The organism is Terriglobia bacterium, from assembly GCA_020073085.1.
Lineage (GTDB): Bacteria > Acidobacteriota > Terriglobia > JAIQFV01 > JAIQFV01 > JAIQFV01.
Genome location: JAIQFV010000006.1, coordinates 65,042 through 88,982, shown reverse-complemented (window position 1 = coordinate 88,982; position 23,941 = coordinate 65,042). Strand labels below are relative to the sequence as shown.

At 57.1% G+C, this 23,941-nt stretch carries 14 protein-coding genes and 1 tRNA gene; 4 read left to right on the top strand and 11 right to left on the bottom strand.

Annotated features, from left to right (window positions below; genetic code table 11):
* Positions 1 to 70 precede the first annotated feature (70 nt).
* From LAO21_08005 to malQ, 4 genes are all read right to left on the bottom strand, one after another.
* Entirely contained in the window at positions 71 to 2,653 is a 2,583-nt protein-coding gene (locus LAO21_08005; protein ID MBZ5552646.1) for a glycoside hydrolase family 31 protein, read from the bottom strand.
* Between the two features lie 55 nt (positions 2,654 to 2,708).
* Positions 2,709 to 4,631, bottom strand: coding sequence for a cyclomaltodextrinase N-terminal domain-containing protein (locus LAO21_08000; GenBank protein MBZ5552645.1), 1,923 nt, complete (start codon positions 4,629 to 4,631; stop codon positions 2,709 to 2,711).
* 276 nt (positions 4,632 to 4,907) lie between these two features.
* Positions 4,908 to 6,215: an MFS transporter gene (locus LAO21_07995; protein ID MBZ5552644.1), complete on the bottom strand. Its 1,308-nt coding sequence runs from the start codon at positions 6,213 to 6,215 to the stop codon at positions 4,908 to 4,910.
* A 335-nt stretch (positions 6,216 to 6,550) separates the two neighbouring features.
* A complete protein-coding gene (malQ, locus tag LAO21_07990) occupies positions 6,551 to 8,080 on the bottom strand; it encodes a 4-alpha-glucanotransferase (protein MBZ5552643.1) in 1,530 nt (509 codons plus the stop codon).
* A gap of 989 nt (positions 8,081 to 9,069) precedes the next feature.
* Here malQ and LAO21_07985 point away from each other — a divergent pair.
* The 3 genes from LAO21_07985 (at position 9,070) to LAO21_07975 (ending at position 15,116) form a co-directional block, all read left to right on the top strand.
* A complete protein-coding gene (locus LAO21_07985; protein MBZ5552642.1) occupies positions 9,070 to 12,405 on the top strand; it encodes a TonB-dependent receptor in 3,336 nt (1,111 codons plus the stop codon).
* 245 nt (positions 12,406 to 12,650) lie between these two features.
* Complete coding sequence (locus LAO21_07980; GenBank protein MBZ5552641.1) at positions 12,651 to 14,327, top strand: sodium:solute symporter; 1,677 nt, start codon at positions 12,651 to 12,653, stop codon at positions 14,325 to 14,327.
* A 234-nt stretch (positions 14,328 to 14,561) separates the two neighbouring features.
* Entirely contained in the window at positions 14,562 to 15,116 is a 555-nt protein-coding gene (locus LAO21_07975; GenBank protein MBZ5552640.1) for a hypothetical protein, read from the top strand.
* Positions 15,117 to 15,298: 182 nt separating this feature from the next.
* On the opposite strand, the gene LAO21_07970 is transcribed toward LAO21_07975, so the two are convergent.
* Complete coding sequence (locus LAO21_07970) at positions 15,299 to 15,970, bottom strand: hypothetical protein (protein MBZ5552639.1); 672 nt, start codon at positions 15,968 to 15,970, stop codon at positions 15,299 to 15,301.
* A 243-nt stretch (positions 15,971 to 16,213) separates the two neighbouring features.
* Between LAO21_07970 and LAO21_07965 the strand changes: the two genes are divergently transcribed.
* On the top strand, positions 16,214 to 17,803 hold the full coding sequence (locus tag LAO21_07965; protein ID MBZ5552638.1) for a glycosyltransferase family 39 protein: 1,590 nt from the start codon (positions 16,214 to 16,216) through the stop codon (positions 17,801 to 17,803).
* Between the two features lie 14 nt (positions 17,804 to 17,817).
* On the opposite strand, the gene LAO21_07960 is transcribed toward LAO21_07965, so the two are convergent.
* The 6 genes from LAO21_07960 to LAO21_07935 all read right to left on the bottom strand — a co-directional run bounded on the left by LAO21_07960 (position 17,818) and on the right by LAO21_07935 (position 23,900).
* Positions 17,818 to 18,330, bottom strand: coding sequence for a YkgJ family cysteine cluster protein (locus LAO21_07960; protein MBZ5552637.1), 513 nt, complete (start codon positions 18,328 to 18,330; stop codon positions 17,818 to 17,820).
* Positions 18,331 to 18,418: 88 nt separating this feature from the next.
* The gene (locus LAO21_07955; GenBank protein MBZ5552636.1) at positions 18,419 to 19,480 is read right to left on the bottom strand and encodes a DNA-processing protein DprA; all 1,062 of its coding nucleotides are present in this window, start codon (positions 19,478 to 19,480) and stop codon (positions 18,419 to 18,421) included.
* Positions 19,477 to 21,549 carry a DEAD/DEAH box helicase gene (locus LAO21_07950; GenBank protein ID MBZ5552635.1) on the bottom strand — a complete coding sequence of 691 codons (2,073 nt, stop codon included), beginning with the start codon at positions 21,547 to 21,549 and terminating at the stop codon, positions 19,477 to 19,479. Before LAO21_07950 ends, LAO21_07955 begins: the two co-directional genes overlap by 4 nt.
* Positions 21,550 to 21,868: 319 nt before the next feature.
* Positions 21,869 to 21,945: transfer RNA gene (locus LAO21_07945), tRNA-Arg, on the bottom strand.
* A gap of 262 nt (positions 21,946 to 22,207) precedes the next feature.
* Positions 22,208 to 22,549, bottom strand: a complete 342-nt coding sequence (locus LAO21_07940) for a hypothetical protein (protein MBZ5552634.1) — start codon at positions 22,547 to 22,549, stop codon at positions 22,208 to 22,210.
* A 652-nt stretch (positions 22,550 to 23,201) separates the two neighbouring features.
* On the bottom strand, positions 23,202 to 23,900 hold the full coding sequence (locus tag LAO21_07935) for a response regulator (protein ID MBZ5552633.1): 699 nt from the start codon (positions 23,898 to 23,900) through the stop codon (positions 23,202 to 23,204).
* Between the last annotated feature and the right edge of the window lie 41 nt (positions 23,901 to 23,941).

Genomic DNA, 23,941 nt, shown 5'->3' with positions numbered 1-23,941 from the left:
GAAATTTACCCAAGTGCGGATACTTTGAAAGGATAAACTTCTAAGGCCCAAGGAAAATGTACTCACGGAATCACTTCACCAGGACCACGGTCCTGGCTGATGGGTCATCAGGAAACTTGACCCAGACGGTTTTCATCACGCTGTCATAGGTCCAGCCGCTCTCCCGCTGGCGAAGCTCCCCGAGGTTTCTGACCCGGGGAAGATCACGTCCGGCCAATTGAATCTTTTTCGGGGCGCCGTCCATGGCGTTGAACTTCAGCTGATAGGACCTCCGGGCCGGCACATAGCCCCCTTGCCGGTTCCCAATCTCGAGAACGATTTGCTCCGTCGTGGACCGGCAATGGTAATGGGTGCGCGCTGTCTTCCCCTGTTGATACTCATAACTCGATCCATCATCTTCATAGAGCGATCCGTTGGAATCGGCGTCCGGAAAAATTTCCAGCGTCAGCGGATCGATCGGGGCCTCATCGGTATACTGCAATTCCTGCTGGACCGGGATGATAGCGCCCCCGCGGGCAAAGACGGGCAACAGGTCGAGGGGGGCTTCCAGCTTGATATCCGCCGGCCCGGTCAGTTTTTCTCCAGTCCAGAAGTTGAACCAGTCCCCGGCCGGAAGATAAATCGAACGGCGTCTCTCACCCTCATTGAGGACCGGCGCCACAATCAAGTCCGGGCCAAAAAAGTACTCTGTGTCCATGCGGTAGGTTTTGGGGTCGTATGGAAATTCCAGAAAGAGCGGCCGCATCACCGGCAGGCCGGTCCGCGCGGCCTCTTCGAACGCCGAATAAATGTAGGGCATGAGCCGGTAACGGGTCTGGATGTAGCGGCGATTGATCGCCTCATATTCGGGGCCGTAGGACCATGGCTCCCGGTCGCGGGTCCCCTTGTCTGAGTGTTCCCGCATAAACGGACTGAATGCGCCCGCCTCCATAAAGCGGGTGTACAACTCGGCGGAGGGATTTCCCGCAAAGCCTCCAATATCGGGACCGGCGAAGGGTTGGCCCGACAATCCCAGGTTCAAGGTCATGGGAAGCCACAAATGAAGATGCCCCCAATCGCTGCTGTTATCTCCGGTCCACGTCGCGGCATAGCGCTGGCCACCCGCAAAGGACGCGCGCGTCAACACGAACGGCCTTTCGTCGGGCCGCAGGGCTTGGACTCCCTCAAACGTCGCGCGAGCCATCAACATTCCATAAACATTGTGTGACTTGCGATGGCTGGAGTTCTGGCCGTTGTCATCGTGGACCGCGTCCAAGGGCATCGTTCGAGCCGTCTGATCGTCGGTCTTGGCAAAAACCGCCGGCTCATTCATGTCATTCCAGAACCCCTTGACCCCCGCATCCACAAGCCCTTTGTAAAGCCCTCCCCACCACGTCCGCGTGGCGCCACGGGTGAAATCGGGAAACACGCACTGGCCGGGCCACACATTGCCGGCAAAAAACTTTCCATCGGGCATGGTGACGAAGTGGCTTCCTTTCACCCCTTCGTCGTACACCCAATAGCCCGGCTCCTGTTTGACTCCGGGATCAATGATGGTGACGACTTTGATGCCAAGGTCTGCAAATTCGGAAATCATTTCACGGAAATGCGGAAACTTCTTCGGATCGACCGTAAAGATGCGATAGCCGTCCATGTAATCAATGTCCAGGTAAATGACATCGCAAGGAATGCCCCGTTGGCGAAAGTTATTGACGATCTCCCGGACACGGCTTTCCGGCTCATAGCTATAGCGGCTTTGCTGATACCCCAGCGCCCATCGCGGCGGCAGCGGCATCCGGCCAATGAGATCGGTGTATCTTTCGATGACCTTCTTCGGATGGGGACCATAAAAAAAGTAATAATTGAGTTCGCCCCCCTCGGCTCCAAACGCGTACTGGTCACGCCGCGATTTTCCGAGGTCAAAGGTGGAACGGTAGGTGTTGTCAAAAAAAATTCCGTAGCTTCGCCCCTCGCGAAGGGCGAGCAGGAATGGGATCGTTTGATAGATGGGATCCGTTCCCCAACGGTACCCGTATGCGTCGGTGTTCCAATTGACAAAGGCCTGATGGTTGTGTTCCAACGACCCGGCCTTTTCGCCCAGACCATAATAATACTCATCCGCCGGCATTACCTTCCAGGCGCGGACCTCCTTCCCCTCCCAGCCCATGCCTTTCCCGGGATCATCCTGATTGATGAGGGTCCCGCTCTTGTCGCGAAAGGTGATGCGGCAGGCTGCCTTGGTCACTTCGACTGATATCTCCGCCGTGGCGAGGCGAATCCTGTCGCGGCCTTCTGTAATCTCGATCGGAACCCGGGGCCAGTCACTTTTCACAACCGCCCAGCTCTCGTCCCGGCCAAACACATGGCCCGGCGTCATGCGCACCCGGATCAAATCCGCGGCCAGAGAGGTGATCTGCACTTCAGCATTCTGGCAGTCGAGGGTGATGCGGTCGGCTTCGCGCTTGACGGATTTGAAATTTCCAACGGACTGCCACTGGGCCAGCGCCGGGACGGTCAAGAGCAGGAGGAGGGACAGGGTCTGACCGACCTGCCGGAAGCTTCGCGATCTTCGGTGCTCCCTTTCTCGCTGCTGGGGATTTAAGCGTGTCACAGGCCAGTCACGTACGGCGATGAAAATCCTCGCCCGACAGAAACGCCGAATTCGATTCATCATGCTTGCCTGCCTCCCTGTCACCATGTCTCTGTGGCCACAACCGATTTCCCAGACATCATTGGGGCTTGACTGTGTAGATACCCGCTGATCTCGGAGGGAGATTCAATTTCATCATCCCGCCCTCCACCTTTACATCGGGATTCCTGCCCAGCCGGTCTTCAAGGGCAGTTCCGTTCGCAAGGCCGGTGGGATAAATAGGAAACTCAACCGTCGCCGGCTTGGCATCATTGTTGAAGATCACAATGGCAGCGGCCTTCTCGGTCATTCGTGCGTAAGCCCACGTTTGTTCGCTCCCTGCCAGATTGACCATCCTTCCGCGCCGCAGAGGCTCGATTTCCGAGCGCAAGTGCGTCAATCGCCGGAGGTGGTCAAAGACCGCCTGCTCGTCGGGCGTACGGCCCGCGGTCTCGAATGCATTATGCGGGTCGCCCGGCCATCCGCCCGGAAAGTCGCGACGGTTGTCGGGATCGTTTCCCCCGTGCATTCCGATTTCGTCGCCGTAGTAGATCATGGGAATCCCGCGCGCGGTCATGAGAAATGTGAAGGCCAGATTCATCCCCTCAACATTGGCCCCGGGTTCGTTCATGAATCGGGCCACATCGTGCAGTCCGAGGAAGGTGACCAGCATATCGGGATTGGTGTAAAGGTAATCGCGGGCCAGGACAGCCGCGAGATCCCGAAGAGGTTTGCCTTCGGCGAAGGCCCGGCGGAGGGGGTAGTACAAAGGGAAGTCAAAGAGTCCATCTACCCCGGAGTCCACTCCGTCGAAGCGCGCTTTCCCCCCCTGGAAAAAGGAAACCAGGGAGGCGTCCCCATCCCACATTTCACCGACGACCTTCACTCGGGGGTATTCCCGTTTAATCGCCGCCATCCAATCACGCCAGAAGCGGCGCGGGACATACGGAAGCGTATCCTGGCGAATCCCATCGAATCCTGTCATCCCCAGCCACCACAGGGTATTTTGGATGAGGTAACGTGAGGTCTCGGGATCGTCTTGGTTCAAGTCCGGCAGGATATCAACGAACCAGCCTCTCAGGATTGAATCCTGGACCGGGGGCGTGGCGTGAAGATCTGCCAGGGTCCAAGTCTGCCAGGTTTCGTTGAGGTGATGGGCTTCCGTCCCATTGTACCAGGTGGGTGTCGGAGAATCTTTGACCCAGGGATGATAAGGCCCCGTGTGGTTCGCCACTTGGTCCTGAATGACCTTAATCCCGAGCCGGTGCGCGGCCTCGACCAGTTCGCGCAGTTTGGTCATGTCGCCGAAATGCTCTTCTACCCCGTAAAAATCGACCGCACCATAGCCGTGATAATCGGTGATCGGCTCGTTATCATATTTTTCGCGTTCATTAAGATGGTTGACGTTATCGTAAATTGGATTCATCCATAGAGCGGTCACGCCGAGGTCCTTGAGATAGGGGAGGTGGTTGATGATCCCCTGAAGATCGCCGCCATGATAGTAACGAGGCTTCTGGCGATTGAGCAGACCGCGGGAAACAGCCGGATCATCATTGGACGGATCGCCATCGGAAAAGCGGTCCGGCATAATCAAATAGATCACGTCATCGGGTGAAAAGCCCTGGAAGCGCCCGTTACGCGACAGCCGGGCTAGAACTTCAAAGGGAGCCAGAGCAGATCCCTGTCCCGTGACAACCTTCAATGGATACGAACCCGGGGCTGCCTTCGCATCAATCAGGACATCGACGAAAACGTAGGTGCCTGCGTCATTGACCCTCGTTGCACTGATCTGAATCCCCGCCGTTGAGCCTTCGACCTTGGCCCCGGCCAAATTTTGTCCACGGATCAGCACCCGCACCGGATTGATCGAATGGCCGGTCCACCAGTTGGGAGGTTCCACCTTGAGGACTTCCGGCCCCCCCACCGGTTGAGGGCTGGCGGCAATGCTTTGGCCCACCGCAATCAAAAGGGCAAGAAACAGTAAGAGGAGAGCCCACCTCTGAGAGGGGATCTGGCGTTTCATGTTAGGGCCTCTTCGCAGTTGATAATTGATGCAGGAGAGAATTCCTGAAGATGAGAGCTCATAGTGACGGATGACAGCATCTCATGAGGTGGCTTGCTTTGGTAGCCGTGATCCGCTCGCCTTTCCGCGGATCACGGGCTTTTGTGATCGGCACGGAAAAATCCCGCGATCCCCAAAAACGGGATCACGGCTACCAGAGCTTGGGCAACTCAACATTAATTAATTGGGACGACGAGTGTCACTACATCTGATCATCATCGATCTTACGAGTTTGATTCAGCCGACGGCCTTAACAGCCAGCGTGGCTGTCCTCTCCTGCTCTGCGGTAACATCTCTCACCCGCTGCATCAGCACAGCCGCCACCACCAGAAACACGCCCCCCGCCACCACTGCCAGCAGTCGATTATTGTTGAGGAGGTGGCTCATGATCCAGCCCAGGCCGAGCGAGGCAATGATCTCCGGGATCACAATGAAGAAGTTGAAGATGCCCATATAGACACCCATCTTTTCGGCAGGCAGCGACCCCGCCAGGATCGCATAGGGCATGGCCAGAATGCTCGCCCAGGCGATGCCCACTCCCAGCATGGAGAAAAGCAAGAGATATTGATTGTGGATGAAGGAAACCGAAAGCAGCCCGGCCCCGCCACAACAAAGGCAAAGGGTGTGTGTCATTTTGCGCCCAATCTTCCCGGCAAGGGTGGGCAAAAGAAACGAAAAGCCGAAGCAGACCGCGGAGTACACCGCGAAACAAATGCCGGCCCATTCGACCCCCCGGGTGTAAATGGGCGCGGTTTCGCTCGCGGCGCCAAAAACGTTGCGAGCCACCGCGACAGGAAAATAGAGCCACATGCAAAACAGGCCCAGCCAGGTGCAGATCTGCACCCATGCCAGTTGACGCATTGTCGTCGGCATGCCCGAGATCGAGCTCAGAATTTCACTCGCATTTGCCGCAAGTCCGCGTTTTTCTGCCTTCCTGGCTTGGAACACAGCCAGATCCTCGGGGGGATACTCCTTGGTCGTTGTGATGGTCCAAAGGACAGCCCCAAAAAATGCGGCGGCTCCAATGTAAAATGAAAGTCTCACCGTGAGCGGGATGGCGTTCCCAGCGGAGACGTTGCTTTGAACCGCGAACACCCTGCTCATCACCCACGGCAGCGCCGAGGCCACCACCGCTCCCAGCCCGATGAAGAGGCTCTGCATGGCGAATCCGCTGGTCCGCTGCTCTTCCGGAAGGAGGTCGGCGACAAAGGCACGAAAGGGTTCCATGCTGATGTTAATGGAGGCATCCAGGATCCAGAGCAGCCCTGCGGCCATCCAAAGTGCCGAGGAGTTTGGCATCAGAATCAGGGCCAGGGAACTGAGAATCGCTCCCGTCAGGAAGTAGGGCCGCCGCCGACCCAACCGTCCCCAGGTGCGGTCGCTCATGTTGCCGATGATCGGCTGGACAATCAGGCCCGTCAGCGGCGCCGCCAGCCAGAGGATGGGAATCTGATCCGCCTTGGCACCCAGATATTCATAGATGGCGCTCATGTTGGCCATCTGCAGCCCCCATCCAAACTGGATGCCCAGAAAGCCGAAACTCATGTTCCAGACTTGCCAAAATTGTAAATGAGGCTTCTGCAAAATAAGTTCCCTTCTCAAGAAGGTTTCAGGTGCCGGGTGTCGGGTGTCAGGTGTCGGGTGTCAGGGGAAATGAGACTACCGAATGAAGTCAGAGGTCAGAGGCCGGAAGTCAGAAGAAAAACGCCTTCCAATCTCCGCGCTTCCCGAACAAATGACCATTGACCCGCCCTCCTGTTTATGGCCTCCGGCTTCTGCCCTCTGGCCTCTGACTTCCGACCTCCGACTTCCGACCTCTGACTTCCCTCCCCTACCACCTACTACCTATCACCTATTCCCTGACACCTAACACCTGCCCCCTAATTCCCCCGGTCGTAGATCACCGTCAATTCCTTCAATCGCTCGCGAATCTGATCGGTCAACATGTCTGAAGTAAAGCGCCAGCGCCAGTTTCCATGGGGTCTCGAAGGGAGGTTCATCCGGGCTTCACTTCCCAGCCCCAGGACATCTTGAAGAGGGATCATGGCGAGGTCCGCGACGGAAGCCAACACCCGGCGAATGAAAACCCAATTCATTTCCGCTCCGTCGGTTCCGAGAAATTTGAGGGTGAAGTCTCGTTCCCTCCTGATGTCTTCCGAACTGCGTGTGCTGTCGGTGGTCCCTGCGCTGGTCCACCACCCCATCGTCGTGTCGTTGTCGTGGGTCCCTGTGTACACCACGCAGTTGCGAGGATAGTTGTGAGGCCGAAAGCCCGGCGCCTGCGGATCTGTGCCAAAGGCAAATTGAAGGACAGCCATCCCGGGAAACCCAAACTGGTTCCGGAGCTGTTCCACCTCAGGGGTAATGACTCCCAAATTCTCGGCCACAATCGGCAATTCTCCGAGCGCTTTCTGAAGCGCTTTAAAAAGCTTCGCGCCGGGTCCTTTGACCCATCGCCCATGAATGGCGGTCGTTTCAGCTGCGGGAATTTCCCAGTAGGCTTCGAAGCCCCGGAAATGATCGAGTCGGATGATATCGACAAGCGAAAGAATAGCACGGAAGCGGTCGACCCACCATTTGTATCCGGTGCGGGCGATAACATTCCATCGATACAAGGGATTTCCCCACAACTGACCGGTCGCGCTGAAATAATCCGGCGGGACACCGGCCACGATGTGAGGGTTGCCGTGGTCATCGAGAGAGAAGAGCTTCCGGTGACCCCAAACGTCGGCACTGTCGTGGGCCACGAAGATGGGAATGTCGCCCATGATTCGAATTCCGCGATCGTGGCAATATCGCTTCAGAGCATCCCATTGAGTGAAAAACAAATACTGCCAGAATTTTCGGGCCTCAACCTTGTCTGCAAGTTCTCTGTTCCATCGCTCGACCGCTTCGGGATGACGCATGGCGATGGGTGCATCCCATCGCGTCCATACGGCCGCGGCGTGAGCCTCCTTGACTGCCATGAACAGGCTGTAGTCATCAAGCCACCAGGCATTGATTCGAGAAAAAGCTTCGAGATCACCTCGCCCACTCTCGGATGCCTCGCTCTTGAAATTGTGATAGGCCTTCTTGAGCAGCCCGACCTTAAAATCGATCACCCTCCCATAATCCACCTCGTGGGCCGGAAACTGCGGTGCGCCCTCCAAATCCTTCGACGACAGAATTCCCATCTCCACAAGCTTCTCCAGGCTGATCAGGAGGGGGTTCCCCGCAAAGGCAGAAAAACATTGATAAGGGGAATCCCCATAACCAGTGGGTCCCAGGGGCAACATCTGCCAAACATGTTGACTGGATCCTGCCAGAAAATCCGCGAAACGGTATGCAGCCGGACCAAAATCGCCGATACCAAACCGTCCGGGGAGAGAGGTGGGATGCAGCAGAATGCCGCTTGATCGGGCTAATTTCACGGGCCGATTCTAAGAGGTTTTCCATTTCCTCGCAAGGTCATACCCGCCACCTTCGATCGGCATTTCAAACAGATTCGGATGGGAATAAGAAAAGAAAAAAACCTCTACATGCGATGGAACGATCCCCTGGCGGGCCGCCTCGTCCGATCGAACCGATTAATCCAAGGATCCAGAGGAAGTACTTGCCTCTTTGCCGGGGGTCCATCGTTATTCCTAAAAGAAGGAACAGAAATTCCGGGATTCGATGGGGGACCAGACGGTCCTGTTAAGGGCGCGAGAACGGCTAATCCCTCCCCTTGAATTCTCCCGGCGCGAGAAGAATTCCAAAAATGGAATATGTTTCATGGATTCTTGTATTTTGTGGGAAATCCACCCCCCATTTCCAATGCTTGCCTGAGCGCAAAAAACAATTTTCCTCATTTGTTTCCTTGGAATTACATGCATCTTTCGATTGTGCCCGAACATTGGCAGGAAAAGTGAAGGCACTTTAGCATAACCAGCAGCGGTGTGTTCCGTGACAGATTTTTGTCATGCATTGCATGATCTGTCTCGTAAGTTGAGTCTCGAATCCTAAGAAGGAGGGAGATTCCCTCCCAGTATGGATTCGTGCTGTGTTCAACTTTGGCGGCCAATGCGATGAAGGATGGTCTCTTGCGAAGTCTTCGCCTGCACGATCGCGCTTCCTTCTGAGCACACAAGAGTCGGCGATCCGACGGGCATTAAAGTTGCTGAATCGAATTCATAAAATTATGGTTCTCCACCCTGCAACTGGAATCCCTATTCACTTGACCCTGATCTTTAGTCTGGTCGGCATTGATTCCACCTCGCTGACTATTTACAAGAACCAAACGCGGCCATGACGATCGGGGTCTTTTCATTCGGAATTATCGGCAAGTAACTCGATTGGCTCTTGCGTCACTGTTCGCTGATGTTCATCCCGAAGATTCAAGAATCATTGAGGGGTAGACACAAACTTCAGGAGGTGTCCCATGAACCGACGCACGTTAATAGGATTACTGGCGTTTATGTTTTTGTTGAGTTACACAACCATCAGCCTGGCTCAGACTGACACCGCCCGCCTTCAAGGAACTATCACGGATGCCCAGGGCGCGGTTGTGAACGGGGCGACTATAACCGTCACCAGCTTGGGTACAGGACGCTCCGTGACGGTGGAAAGCGGTGGGGCGGGAGATTACTCAGTCCCTGCTCTGCCTCCCGGACATTACAAAGTCGAAGTCAAAATGCAGGGCTTCAAGGCGGTGACTCAGGAAATCACGCTCCAGGTTTCCCAGATTGCCCCTGTGAACTTTCAACTTCAACCCGGCGACATCACCACCAGCGTCGAGGTGACGGCGGACGTGCCCCTGGTAGAGAGTGCCAGTTCCACTATCAGCGATGTGGTGGTGGGGCGACAAGTCACTGAGCTCCCACTCAACGGCCGCAACTTTACGCAGTTGGCCACCTTGGTTCCTGGAGTCACCCGTGGCGTAATAGACGGCGATGCCTCAGGGGGTCGTGGCAACTCAGAGACTTTCCGCTTCAGCAATGTCGGCGGTGCATCGCTTTCGGTGAACGGCTTACGGCCGCAGGCCAACAACTTCATCCTGGACGGCATTGACAACAACGAATCGCTTGTCAACACGATCATCTTCTTCCCTCCTGCGGAGGCCATCGAGGAGTTTCGAGTCGACACCAGCATTGCGCCCGCAGAGTTCGGTCGTGCGGGTGGGGGTGTGGTGAGCACCTCCATCAAATCGGGAACCAACTCCCTGCATGGGACCGTCTTTGAATTTCTGCGTAATGATAATTTGGATGCGACTCGAACCTTCATCCGGGCGACTTGCCCTCCCGGCAAGGACTGCAAAAGCGAGTTCCGCCGAAATCAATTCGGGGGCACGATTGGCGGCCCCATCATCAAAGACAAGGTGTTCTTCTTCTTCGATTATCAGGGACTCCGCCAGTTGTTCCCCCTGGGACTGGATCGGGCCACGGTACCCACTCCCAAGATGAGAAATGGGGATTTCTCGGAATTGCTATCGGGGCCCAACCCGATTCTTATCAAGGACCCACTGCTGTCGGGGCCGTGCGTCTCTAATGATCCGAGGCAGCAGAGTGGCTGTTTCTCCGGGAATATCATTCCCCCGAACCGGATTAACCCTGTCGCGCAGAAGTATTTGAATGCTTACCCCCTGCCGAATGCTCCCGGCGTCCTCCAGAATTTTCTGGTCACGCGCAATCAGACTCAACATTTCAACGATTTTGACGCCCGTGTCGATTGGATTTTGGGAACACGGGACAGCATGTTTGGCCGCTTTAGTTTCGGACAGGACAGTTCGGTGACGAGTTCTCGATTGCCGGCGCTGCCCGCGGGTTTCGGCTCTGGAACGAACCCTAGTAACCCCCGTGGTCTCGCCCTCAACGAAACGCATACCTTCTCTAACTCGCTGGTCAACGAATTCCGGTTCGGGTATATTCGCACGCGGTATGGTTTCACTCCTCCATTCCAGGACCAGCAGATCTCCGCGAACCTGGGCATCCCCAATGCCAACACCAGCCCCCTGCTGGGGGGAGGAGCCCTGATCGGAGGGTTCAACAATCAGATCGAATTCACGGGGGATTTCGGACCTTTTCTGGTTCCACAGAATAGCTTTCAATATTCCGACACCCTGTCCTGGGTCAAGGGCGCCCATAACTTGAAGTTTGGCGCCAGTATTATCCGTCGTCAAGTAAACCTCTTTCGCCCGAACCGCGGCAAGGGGTTCTTTGTCCTCTTCGGAGATGGCGGGGGTTCGAGCCCAACTCATTACGAAGTGTCAGACCTTCTGGCGGGCTTCGTGCAGCAATATGACATCGGCCCGCCCTTCGGCATGGTGGGAACCCGAAACTGGGAGACCGGCTATTTCGTCCAGGACGATTGGAAGGTCAGCCACCGACTCACCTTGAACCTTGGACTGCGCTATGACCTGTATACCTGGCCGGTGGAGGTCGCCGACCGCCAAGCGAATTTTGACATCACGACGGGGAAGCTTTTGCTGGCAGGCCAGGGAGGCGCCTCCCGGAGCTTCGTTCCCACCGATAAAAACAACTTTGCTCCCCGCTTCGGCTTTGCCTACGACCTCACAGGGCATGGCAAGACGGTACTGCGGGGCGGCTACGGCATCTTCTATTTCGTGGACCGAGGGGGTATCGACAACCAGTTGGCGCAGAATCCACCCTTCAGCGGATTCTCTTCCTTCTCATACAACAACGGATTCCGCATGACACTCTCCGGCCAGGCGCCCTTGAACAGCAATGATTCGCGTCTTGCCACCGGACCCTTGCCTCAAGGCAATGTGAACAACGTCAATCTGAACAATCCCCAGAACGTGACCGTGTTCGAAGCGCTGCCGAGCAATCGGAATTCCTATGTTCAGGAGTGGAACCTGCAAATCCAGCGAGAATTGGGCGCTAATACGGCGCTGTCCGTGGGCTATGTCGGGACCAAGGGGACTCGGCTAACCACCTATTACAACTTTAATCGGCAGTTTTACAATGCTCCTCCCGGAACGAGCAATTTCCCGAGCCTGGGGGGAAACGTGAACGTTCAGGACACGATTGGCAATTCCATCTACCATGCCTTACAAACCCGGCTTGAGCATCGCTTCACCGCAGGCTGGCAGTTCACCATGGCGTACACGTGGGCTCATGCCATTGACGACTCCCCCGGTGCTTTTGACCAGGGGAACGGCAACGCGGTTGATTTCAATAACCTTCGCCTGGAGCGCGGCAACTCGAGCCTGGATGTGCGGCAACGCTTTACCTTCAGCACGCTGTACGAACTCCCCTTTGGCCGCGGAAAAACGTATGGTCACGACTGGTCGGGCGCTGTCGAAGCCCTCCTCGGCGGCTGGCAACTCAACGGCATTCTCACCTTCCAGAGTGGTCTGCCGTTTGACCTGACTGCACAGGGAACTCCGAATACTCATCCCGATCAGATTCGCGAGCCGAACAATCAGTTCACCACGGGTCAGTACTTTGATGTCAGTGCATTTCAGATACCGCCCACCAACCAAGTTACGAACATTAGACTTCGGGCGGGGAACGTCGCACGAAACCTCTTGACGGGACCGGGAACCAGCAACCTGGACCTTTCCATCTTCAAGAACTTCAAGTTCAAGGAGCGCTATGTGACCCAGTTCCGCGCGCAGTTCTATAACTTCACCAACACTCCCCAATTTGCGCAGCCCAATGGCGATATCACCAATGTTGGTCAAAGAGGCCAGATTCTCGACACTCGGCTGAGCTCCGAACGCCAGATTGAATTTGCCATTCGCTTCTCGTTCTAAGGATCTCTAGGGCAGGGGGATATCTCCATTCCCCTGCCCTTTTCTTTTGCCGTGATGATCTGCTCAAGTCCAATTGACTCGCGATAACCCGACCTTTTTAAGCGTCTCCCTCATATACCCTCCATGCCGGAAACCTGATATAGTCCCACGCGTTCAGCAAAAGATCACAAGACTGGATCGGTCTTCCAAACCCGCATCCGGAGAATGACATGAACCCATCTGCTGGAGAAGTGACGCACCGGGCGTTGGCCCCCGTCGATATTGCGATCATCGCGGTCTATTTCGCGATCATCTTTGCCATTGCCTATTACTTCTCGCGGCGGAAGAAAACCTCGACCGACTACTTCCTGGCCAGCCGCAATGTGGGATGGTTCGCGATCGGCGCCTCCCTGTTCGTCTCCAATATTTCCACCGAGCACTTCATTGGACTGGCCGGCTCGGGGGCAACTTCAGGTTTGGCCGTCGGCCATTTCGAATGGCTGGCCTGCATGATCCTGCTGATTCTCGGCTGGGTCTTCGTCCCGTTCTATCTTCGATCGAACGTTTTCACGATGCCGGAATTCCTGGAGCGGAGGTTCAGCCGGCAATGTGCGGTTTACCTCGCCAGCATCTCCATCATCGCTTATGTCTTCACAAAGATTTCCGTGCATCTTTACGCGGCGGCGGTGGTGCTGGAACGCGTCGTGGGATGGAGTCCGCTGACCGCCGCGGTGATTCTGGTCATTGCCACCGGCGTGTACACGGTCGCGGGAGGACTCGCGGCTGTAATTTACACGGACCTGGTACAGACCCTCATCCTGATTGCCGGTGCTGTGGTCCTCACTTTCATTGGCCTGGATCGAGTCGGGGGGTTCGCCGGCCTCCGCGCCGCTGTTCCCGCGGATTATTTTCACATGATCAAACCCATCACTCACTCCGCCTTCCCCTGGACGGGGATCTTTCTGGGCGCGCCCATCCTCGGGATCTGGTACTGGTGCACCGACCAGTCGATCGTTCAGCGCGTGTTGTCGGCCCGAGACGAAGGGCATGCCAAGGCCGGCACTATTTTTGCCGGCTTCCTGAAGATCCTGCCGGTCTTTATTCTCGTGCTTCCCGGAATCATGGCATTCGCCCTGTTCAAAAATCTTTTCCGGATCGGTCCGGGCGGCGAAGTGCTCAATGGAGACATCGCTTACCCCACCCTGATTATCAATCTCCTGCCGGAAGGACTGATCGGCCTGATGATTGCGGCCCTGCTGGCGGCGCTGATGGGCGCCATGAGTTCCGTCTTCAACTCCGCGTCAACCCTGGTGACCTTGGACTTTTACAAGAAGCTCCGTCCCGACGCCAGTGAAGCGCGGCTGGTGAACTTCGGCCGCGTGGCCACCGGCATCATGGTCGTCCTCGGGCTTCTCTGGGTCCCCTTCATCCATCTCATCAGCAGCCAGCTCTACATTTATCTACAGAGTGTACAGGCTTACATCAGTCCGCCGATCGCCGCGTGTTTCATCCTCGGCGTTCTGTGGCCCCGCTTGAACGGGACGGGGGCCATCTTCTCCCTGCTTACCGGGTTCGTGCTCGGCGCCGTCCGATTCATCCTTGAAATCATCGAGAGCGCCCACGCCGGCCACTACTTTGCATCTCCTGTTATCCGATGGATTGTCGAGATCAATTTCCTGCATTACGCCATCCTGATGTTTGTCGTTTGCTCAGTCGTGCTGGTGGGGGTGAGCCTCGCCACACGCCCACCGGAGCGCAGCAAACTGGGGGGATTGACGTTCGCGACGGTCCGAGAAAAAATCGATACCTCCATCGTCGACAACATTCAGCGCGAGCCGCAATACAAGCCGGCGGCGGAAACCGCGCGCGAGCACGCCATCAACATCGCCTTCAGCATCCTGCTCGCAGGAACCGTGATCGGCTTGTGGATTTATTTCCGGTAAGTAGTAACGACTTCAGTCGTTGCTTGTTATCGTAACGACTTCAGACGTTGCTTGTTGTCGTAACGACTTCAGTCGTTGCTTGTTGTCGTAACGACTTCAGTCGTTACTTGTTGTCTCCTTGGTAAGCCGATGCAGGGTCGTCTGTCGAATAGATGTGGTGATCTTGAGGTTGGGTTGAATCAGAATCTAACCGCAAGAGGCGCAAAGTTTCTAAAAGGCCCTCTGCGACATTCCATGACCACAATCCACACTCTCAAACCCAACGTCTCGCGTGAAGACGCCATTACACACTTCTCCGGCCCATTGACGAGCCTGCGCTTCGGAAGGGTCCACACCGTCGCGGACATCTACATTCCCTTCCGCCTGTTCCGGGTGCACATCACGAACCGCTCGCGGACGGAGGCGAGGTTTCTCGGGCTGGATGCGGTCGAAGGGAGCTTTGATCTTTACTCCTTTGACTCAGTGCCGGATCGGGGCAGCCTGATCACCCTCGACACCCGGAATTGCCCGCCCCGTGGGCTCGATCCGGATCAGGCCGGCGTGACCGTAGTGGAGCGGGTTCGCCGTCTGGTTTTCAGCCGGGGATTTTTCAAGATTAGAAACCTGGACATCGCGGCCGAATTGGTTCCGCTGGATTTTCATGTGCCCTACTGGGTGGGTTTCTCGGGGTCACCGTCGCATCTTCGACTGACCGTAATGGATGCGATCCGTCGCCGCTTTGAAGGGGCCAAGGTCCGAAACTTCGTCCGTGATTGGCTGTCGGACACAGCCCTGTCTGAACAGGTCTGACGGACGGCTGTCTGCACCTGGAATCCGTCATGGTCCTATTGCCTTTTGGATATTAGTTTTCATTTGAAATTTGGAGGTCGGAGTTTGATCCCTCGCCTCCCCAGAGGCGTCGGCGCGGGGATCTTTCTCAGTCATGGAATGATCGCGGGGGTTGATGACCTGCCACAGCGCTCAAGGTAGCCCTACTTGAGTGCTTCATTCAGCTTGATGGTGTTGAAGGTCAACGTCCATTGAAACCGGACTGGCTTGGGCGTCCCCCTTTTTAGGAGAGCAATTTCTCCGGTTTGAACGAAACGGACGACCAGGGAACGGTCCTTGTCAATCCAGACCACCTGAGGTTCCTCCTTGCCATCCTTGGCAGGCGAACTGGGTTCAAACCTGATCTCAATCACATAACAGGCAACATCCTGAACTCCCACCATGAGCGTCTCCTCGCGCAGGAGTTTGGCGGTCTTCACATGTTCATCCAGGCGTTCGAGAGAAAAATCCATTGAGGGAAAGGTGGCCAGGGAGGGTCCCTTGACTTCGATGCCTGCTCCGTTCTCCCATGCGCCTGGGCCGGATCGAAGCGCCGCCCGCGCTGCCGGGGTCAAACCGCCGGTCGGCTTCTTTGTCGTCCCCGCACGAGTCACCATGATTGGCCGGAGGTAGGTGTCCGGGATTCCTTCGATCTGCATTCGGATCATGCCGTACAATTCATAGCTCTTCAGAGTTCGATAGGTTTCCGATACACGATGAAGAATGCGGATGGCCTGCTGGGGTTCCTCCGGACTACCCTGAGCAAAGATTTCAGAGGCACAAGCAACCATAAGGGCAAACAGGGCACCACCCTGAATGCAGGTCTTTCTCGTCATGATTCCCTCCACAGATTATCGTGTCAGGTGGTACGGCCTCCGACTCATCGAAGTGTGCATTTGAGCGTCGATCTCCAAGGCCCGCCCCTCAGTGCATAACTATCTGTTCCAACTCGCGGCCGCGAAAGACTCTGCCATCCCGTCGCCTCCCCAATTTTAACTGGGCAAGTCTGTGCAGGAATAGTTCAATTTGTGATATTCATGCCGCCGGACCCGGAGGGCAGAAATCAATTTCAAATTTCTTTGACTCGATTCAATGTGGGAGTCAAGATTCCCTCTATGGTCGACGATGCCGCCCCTCAACCCCATTTCACCGAAGCATTCGAGTCACTTCCCCGCCTCGCCACTGGCCTTGTGATCGCCCTGTGCGCGGCCAAGCTCCTGCTCCATCTTTTCACCAGCGTCAGGCATTACGGCTACTTCCGCGATGAGCTTTACTACCTGGACCTGGCGCGACACATTGACTGGGGCTACGTGGATTGCGCGCCGCTGATTGCGCTGTATGCAAAGATGGCGCTGTGGTTGGGCGGTTCGCTGGCAGCCTTGCGCATTCTACCGGCCCTGGCGGGCACCGTGCTTGTGGCTCTCTCCACTTTGATCGCACGCGAGTTGGGGGCCCGACGTTACGCCCAGTTGCTGACGGGGCTGGCCGTTTTGCTCTGCCCCGGTGTGCTGGTGATGGACAACCTCTTGACCATGAACGCTTTCGAACCGCTCTTCTGGATGGGTTGCGCTCTCATCGTCGCTCGCATCCTCCGCACCGGCGACTCGCGGCTATGGGTGGGGTTCGGCGTCCTCGCCGGTCTCGGCCTTGAGAACAAGCATTCGACCCTCTTTTTTGGATTCGCCGTCATTGTCGCTCTTTTCCTGACGCGGCATCGCCGCGAATTCCTCAAGCCCTGGATCTGGATCGCAGGCGCCATCGCCGTGGCGTTGTTCCTGCCCAATGTGATCTGGCAGGTTCGGCATCATTTTCCCACGCTGGAAGATCTCGAAAACGTACGCCGCGAGGGAAAAAACGTTGTCCTGGGCCCGCTGGCATTCACCGGGCAACAGATCATCGCCATGCACCCCATCCTCTTTCCGTTATGGCTCCTTGGTCTGATCTCGTTCCTCAAGGAGGCACGCTGGCGGGTGCTCGGCCTGACCTTCCTCGTGTTCTTCGTGAGCATGGAGATCGCGCACGCCAAAGACTACTACCTCTTCCCCATCTATCCCATGCTCTTCGCCGGGGGCGCGATTGCCTTAGAGCGGTGGCGGGTGGCCCGAGCGGCATGGGTCAGGGTCGTGGTGGTTGTCGTCATTCTTCTCGGGACCGTCCCCACGATCCCGCTGGCGACCTGGATGCTCTCGCCAGAGCGGTACCTGGCGTATCAGGAGGCGATTGGGTTCAAGCCGCGCAAGGCGGAGGTGCACCACGAGGGTCTTCTGCCGCAGCCCATGGGCGACCAGTTCGGCTGGCCGGAGATGACCCGTGAGGTCGCCGGGATTTACAACTCGCTGCCGCCGGATGAACGCGCCCAGACCGGCATCTTTACCGGCAATTATGGCGAGGCCGGAGCAATTAACCTGTTCGGTCCCCAGTATGGACTGCCCCGGGCTTACTCCCGCCACCAGAATCACTGGTACTGGGGGCCCCCCACAGAGCATTACAAGAATCTCATTGTTGTGCAATGGAGCCGTGATGATGTCCAGGACAATTGCGCGTCGTGGCAGGCCTTCGATCACTATCAACGCTTCGGGATGGGTGAGGAAAACACCCCGATCTATCTCTGCCGCGGCGCCCAATTCGATCTGCAGAAGATCTGGTGGCACTCGAAGCACTGGAATTAAAGGAGGCTCCCCAATCACCCCCGCCAATTCAATCTTTGTTTGAGCTGTTCGTAGACATTAAAAACGATGGGGCAAAGGGAGTAATTCATGATGATGCCCCACAGGCGGGAGGTGACACGGTTCTTGTGAAGATGCGGAAACGACCGGCACGCTTCGGGCCGATGATCGTAAACGCTGCACCGGTTGTCCTTCAAAAGGGGACAAGGCAGTTGATTGAATTGAACCTCTCCGGGTTCATCCCCCTGGACCAGCAACTCTGCATAGACTTGCTCAACCGACTTGCAGAGCCCCTTGGCGAGAACACGAACATCTTTGGCGCTCAGGGTCGGTCGCATTACCTTGCAGCAGTGGGCACACTGTGTACAGTCGATGAGAGACGACACCTCTTGATTGATTTCATGCGTCACGGAGTCGACCGCCCGGGATGGGATCCGGCCGCTTTTCAAAAAAGACCTGAAGCGCCAGTTCTCATCATCCCGTCGGACAGCCAATTCCTCAATCGTTGTTAAATCGGTCTCCAGCTTCACGGTGCTCCTCGTTGAGCCTAGAGGGCTCCTCCTCCGTCGTTGAGATCCTAACGGCCTTGAGTAAGATTTGAGATTTGGATCTTGGTTCTCATCGTCTCTTAGGACGAACGGATGTCTTCTGGGATTTCCTGTCCACGGCGGCAACGTCCTCTTCGGCGGGGAAAAGGGGGAGTCTCAAGTTGCGGGACGACGGTTTGGCAGCAGGTGGGGCCTCGTCCATCACCTTCTTCAACTCCTCGACGGTTTCCGGCTGCGGCCATGGGAGCGCCCCATGTTTTTGAAGTTCTTTGTTCCCTTCCGGCGCATTGGGATGAACTCGAACGTAGACCGCGCAGCTGTGGAAGCGCTCCATTTGCTCTTTAGCGCCGCTCCAGGTCCCGCCCTTCCCGGAATCGGCGCTGATCACAAGCGCGGCATCGGCCAGCGCATAAATCATCTTATTGCGCTGCATGGCGTTGCCGACGTTAAACCCGGCGGAAGGATCGACCAGGGACATCAAGATCAGGCGGCCTTCGCGAATCGGGTCGCGGCAGTCCGGCGCCACGGCCATCCGCAGGAGCTGGTCTGACAGCACACCGACAACCGTTCCGCCGGCTTCCAGTGCGCCTTTCATGGCCGCGCGATCGACGCCCCGCGCTCCGCCCGACACGACCGCTACTCCCGACTTCGCCGCCAGCCGGCCGACCGCCTCAGCGAACGCCAATCCTTCTTCATCAGCACTCCGGGATCCCACGATCGCCAGTCCGCGGGTCCCCAACCGCTCCTCCCGTCCACAACCATAAATCACCGCGGGCGCAAGATCCTCAAGTTTCGACCGAAGCCGCTGCGGATAGTTGGGATCGACGCGGCTCTTCACCCAGATTCCCCGCGCGCCCCACTGGTCGATGGCCTGGCTCATTTGAAAACCGCGCGCCAGCAGGCCTTCGAGCCGTTGCGGTGCGAAGAGCGGCGCCAACTTCGCCAGCCATTCTCCTTGATTCGAGCCGATCAAATCCGCAGGCTCGGCGTCCATCTCTTCCAGCCGGTTTGCCAGCCTGTTGAATTCCGACAACGTCAGGGTTGACGGCGGGCCTTCGCTGGAGGTGCGCACGATCAAGGGTGCCGTCAGGAGCAGAATGGCGCGTGTATTTTCCGAAACATTGGAGGTCATGATTTTGAAGTGAGTGCCAGCGCCACGGGATACACCGGCCCGCTCCCCTGCACCCTCAGAAGATATCCGACCACGGTAAGCGTCCATCGGGAATCTACCATGTCATCCAGCAGGAAAACCGGGCCGCCCTGAACCGCTTCCGTAACCACTTCGAATACCCCGTCCAGATTCAAAGCCTGCTGGGTCATATTCAGCATGCTTTTCTGAGGCGGATGTGCTTTCGCACTGACGATTACCGGAACAAACGGAATCTTCAACGCCGTCGCGAGTCGAACCCCCAGGTCGGCGACCAACGCTGGATGTCGCTTCGATGGCACGCTGGTTATCCACGTCGGAAGGGGATCCGGCTGCCAGCGCTCAATCATTTCGACCAGACCGCGGACCAACTCGTCGGAGTAGCGTCCGTCCTCATACTTGCCGCGCCGCACCCATATCCCCCAGCCAGGATCGCCCCACAGGCACAAACACCGCCCGACCTCCAGCCGCAGCTCCGGAGGGATTTTCCCTCTCACATCCATGCGGGGCATTCCGCCCGAAGGCCACATGACGCGCGGCTCGATCATGATATCACGCCCGCGGAGGAACGCGATTGCCCGATCGACAACGGCAATGGATGGTGTGGTCGGGAGCGGTTCCACGGCGGGGAACGTAATCGGGCCGGGTTGGCCATCCAACGACCGAATCAGAAACTCCATGTGACCCCCTTTCAGGTCAACATATTCCTGCATCTGCCGCTGCTCCTTGTGACGAAGGTGGGTGAGCCGCCGGGCGCGTTCCCAGAATTCCGTGCAGAGGTCAGCTGTTGTGAGAATCCATTTCGTTCCCTCCTTGACAATCGGTGCCGGGGATTCCAGCGAGAGGAGTTGCAGCGTCTTTTCAATTCGCGTCTTGCCGATATTGACCCCACCCATCATCTCCGGAACCGATAGCCCCCGGGGACACCTCTGCAACAGTTCCAGGAGCGCCCGTACTTCTTCCGGAGTAGGAAACGCAGTCTCGATAAAGTAATTCGTGATCTCTGTTTCTTCTTCGCCGCTCAAAAGAATTCCGTAGGCGCACGAGATCGCCCGCCCCGCCCGTCCCACCTGCTGATAGTAGGCCACGACCGATGCGGGCGCCTGGTAGTGAACCACAAATCCCAAATCCGGTTTGTCGAACCCCATGCCCAGCGCGGTCGTCGCGATCAAGACCTTGACGCGATTATGGAGCAACGCCTGCTCGATTTCCTGTCGGCGCTCTCCCGCCCGTGAGGTGTAACACTCTGCCTCGAAGCCCTCCTGTTGCAGCCACTCGGTAAGGCGCTCGGCGTCGCGGATCGTCAGGGTGTAGACAATGCCGCTGCCGGGGAGACGCCCCAAATTTTCGCTGATCCAAGCCATCCGTTCAGCGGAGGAAGGAATTCGGATCGTTTGCAGGAACAGGGAGGGTCGGTTCAGAGGGCCGCGCATGACGACGAGGTCGGGACCCAGGGTCGCCCGCAGATCCTCAATCACCCGGTTGTTCGCGGTCGCTGTCGTCGCCAGCAGGCGCAGGTTTCGCGGCAGATTCATCACGATGCGCTGGATGAGGCGGTAATGCGGTCGAAAGTCATGCCCCCAATCCGAAATGCAGTGCGCTTCGTCAATCACCAGAAGCGACAATCGCCCGGCCAAAATCGAAAGCACATCGGCGACGAACTCTGAATTGGCCAGCCGTTCTGGGGAGATCAACAGGGTATCCACTTCATCACGCCGGAGACGGGTCACTACCCCCTCCCACTCCTCCTGGTTGTCGGAATGGATGGTTTCTGCGCGCACCCCCATCCGGCGCGCCCCTTCAATCTGGTTTCGCATCAATGCAAGCAGGGGTGAAATCAAAAGGGCCGGGCCGCCCCCAGAGGTACGGAGAAGTTTCCCCGCAATGAAGTAAACCGAGCTCTTTCCCCATCCGGTCTTTTGAACCACCAGGAGACGTCCTCGATTTTCCACCACATGTCGGATCGCCTCGGCTTGCCCATCGTGAAATTGTGCGCCCGGATTCTGAGTCCCCAGGCGCAGGAGTTCAAGGGCTCGTGTAGTGTCAAAGGTCATTGTCGTTTGCTCGGGGGGGAAGTTGATTCGGGGGAAAGAGGAAGTTCCTAGGTCGACCAATAAGATGGAACGCAGCCTTCGGGGGAGCTAAAGTCTACCGCAGATGACTCAACTTGCAAACAGGATACCGACCCACGGCAGCACCCCCGGCCGGACCGAAGAAAGTGCTCGGGCCTAGAAGAGCAGGACTGAGTGTATTGTGGTCTGCTCCGCCGTCGATGAATTCCCAACGGGTCTGAGTCAGATTTGAGATTTGGAGTTTGGCCCCTACTTGGAACTTGGCGTTTGGCCTTTGGATTTTTGTCTCGCTTCGAGGCTTTGGTGCGCGTGGACGGACTTGAACCGCCGACCAACGGTTTAGGAAACCGCTGCTCTATCCAGCTGAGCTACACGCGCACAAGCGACGTTCAGGCGCTCCCGTAGAATATCGCTAGAACGTCAATATTGTAAAGGCAGGAGCCGGAGGCGCGGTCGTCGCGGCGGGATTTATACCAGACCGCTCGGAAAAGCCCCCGGCGCAATCCGCCACCAATAATGGGTGACACGGCGGCGGTATTTTTACCAGGCCACTTGCAAAGGCCCCCGCCACTAAAACGTGGCGGGGCTACCAGAGCAGCTTATGGGCTGTGCTCCTGCTATGCAGGGGGGCGTCAGTGTCTCACACCTCGATTTCGACAACCTTATCTTCAAGGAAGATGTTGTTCTGCAACCTTCCGCCTTGCGCGTCCTCTGAACCCTCCGGGCCGATCAGCTCCCGGAAGTAGGCTTCGACCGCCTGGCGGAAAGCGGTACGATTGATGGGCCCGGCGTATCCCTTGGGATCCCCCACGTCCATCGGGCCACCCCCGACCATCTGTCGGATTTCCACGCTCAGGTCGGGGTGAACCTGTCCATTGGTTTCAAGATCGAAAAAAACGGCCGACACCATATGTTCGTCGTCACTTCCATAATCCACGGAATCCTGGATGCACTTGTGAAACATCACCTTTGCTGTTCCCATGGGTTTTCTCCCGGTGTGAAGTTCGGCGGGTCATGGGAAGTGTAGAACTTGATGAAGTTCAGTTCAAGATGATAGTGGGGGATGAAAACGGGGGTCAGCAATCATGGGGGAAAAGGAAATGTTGAAACTCGAAGTGATTGCAGGGTTCGGACAATATCTTGCGCCCCGCAAGCGGGGCTTAGATCATCATTAGGGGTCCGGTCCCCCACCCTCGCTCCGTCCCGCAAAGAGCGCGGGACGGAGCATCAGGTGGGGCTACAATCTTTCGGCCCTGCGGGCCTGGGATCTGATGCCCCTTCTCAGCTCAACCGCATCCTCGCCACACGAAAGAGGCGCGGGGCTACAGTCTTTCGGCCCTGCGGGCCTGGGACCTGATGCCCCTTCTCAGCTCAACCGCATCCTCGCTGCGTAAAGAGCGTGCGGGGCCCGCCCCGGCGGATCTTCGACAGGTGGGGCCACTATCTGGCTGCCTTACGGGCCTAGGTTATGCCATCGCGCGCACCATGAATGCCAGCAGACAACGGGGGCATGCCTGCAGAAGCTGAAAAATAACCCGGGGATCCACCCGAACTAATGGCGGATCCCCGGGGCTACCCCAACCTGGTCCGGGTGACAGGCGCGCCGCGGCGTCATCACCCTTTCAATTCAATTCCTATTGAACGTACTGTCGAATGATCCATTGGGTTGAAGGATTGAGGAATTCCAACCCATGCCAGTAGAGGCCGTCACTCTCCTCTTCGTCGCTCCACACGACCCGCGCCGAAGTCGTGAGCCAGGCATCGTCGTCCGGCGTCATATCCGGCCGGCGGATCTCGATCCGCTCCCGCGCATCGATCCGTATGGGCAAGGACACCAGCGCCCCGAGGCGGCTGACATCTTCCAGCTCCGTCGCAATTTCCGCCTCGTGCTCCTCAGCGTCCCCAACGCGGATGACCACCGGGATTTTTGCCTTTACCCGCGGGCTGCGCCGCCGCTCCACCGAGGGCGTTCGCAGGGCCCGATCGATGACGCTGGCCACCTGCTCCAGCGAGAGAGGCTTTTCAATACAGGCCACCACCCCCATCTCTTGAAACATCTTCCGGAATTCAGGATCCGGATTTTCGCAGACCATGACAATGGGGATCGACCGCGTTTGTTCGATCATCTTGAAGACCTTGGAGAGCAGGTGTTCGCCCATTCTCGGCATCTTGGCATCCACCAGGATACACGTGGGCCGCTGCAGAACAGCCTTGTTGATGGCTTCCACTCCCGTTTGTGCCGTCAGGATTTCGAATTCCGTGGCAAAGGCCCTGGCGAGCCAGTCGTTCACCTGCGGTTCCCCCCCCACAACCAATAACCGTTTCCTTGTCATACCCGTTCCTTTAAGGTGATTTTCCCGGGTGGTCAGGCTTG

Bases quoted from the DNA above. Each gene is read 5' to 3' on its own strand.
- LAO21_07950 (MBZ5552635.1), bottom strand. From the start codon at position 21,549: ATGACCTTTGACACTACACGAGCCCTTGAACTCCTGCGCCTGGGGACT.
- LAO21_08005 (MBZ5552646.1), bottom strand. From the start codon at position 2,653: ATGATGAATCGAATTCGGCGTTTCTGTCGGGCGAGGATTTTCATCGCC.
- LAO21_07985 (MBZ5552642.1), top strand. From the start codon at position 9,070: ATGAACCGACGCACGTTAATAGGATTACTGGCGTTTATGTTTTTGTTG.
- LAO21_07935 (MBZ5552633.1), bottom strand. From the start codon at position 23,900: ATGACAAGGAAACGGTTATTGGTTGTGGGGGGGGAACCGCAGGTGAAC.
- LAO21_07940 (MBZ5552634.1), bottom strand. From the start codon at position 22,549: ATGGGAACAGCAAAGGTGATGTTTCACAAGTGCATCCAGGATTCCGTG.
- LAO21_07955 (MBZ5552636.1), bottom strand. From the start codon at position 19,480: ATGACCTCCAATGTTTCGGAAAATACACGCGCCATTCTGCTCCTGACG.
- LAO21_08000 (MBZ5552645.1), bottom strand. From the start codon at position 4,631: ATGAAACGCCAGATCCCCTCTCAGAGGTGGGCTCTCCTCTTACTGTTT.
- LAO21_07975 (MBZ5552640.1), top strand. From the start codon at position 14,562: ATGACCACAATCCACACTCTCAAACCCAACGTCTCGCGTGAAGACGCC.
- LAO21_07970 (MBZ5552639.1), bottom strand. From the start codon at position 15,970: ATGACGAGAAAGACCTGCATTCAGGGTGGTGCCCTGTTTGCCCTTATG.
- LAO21_07995 (MBZ5552644.1), bottom strand. From the start codon at position 6,215: ATGAGTTTCGGCTTTCTGGGCATCCAGTTTGGATGGGGGCTGCAGATG.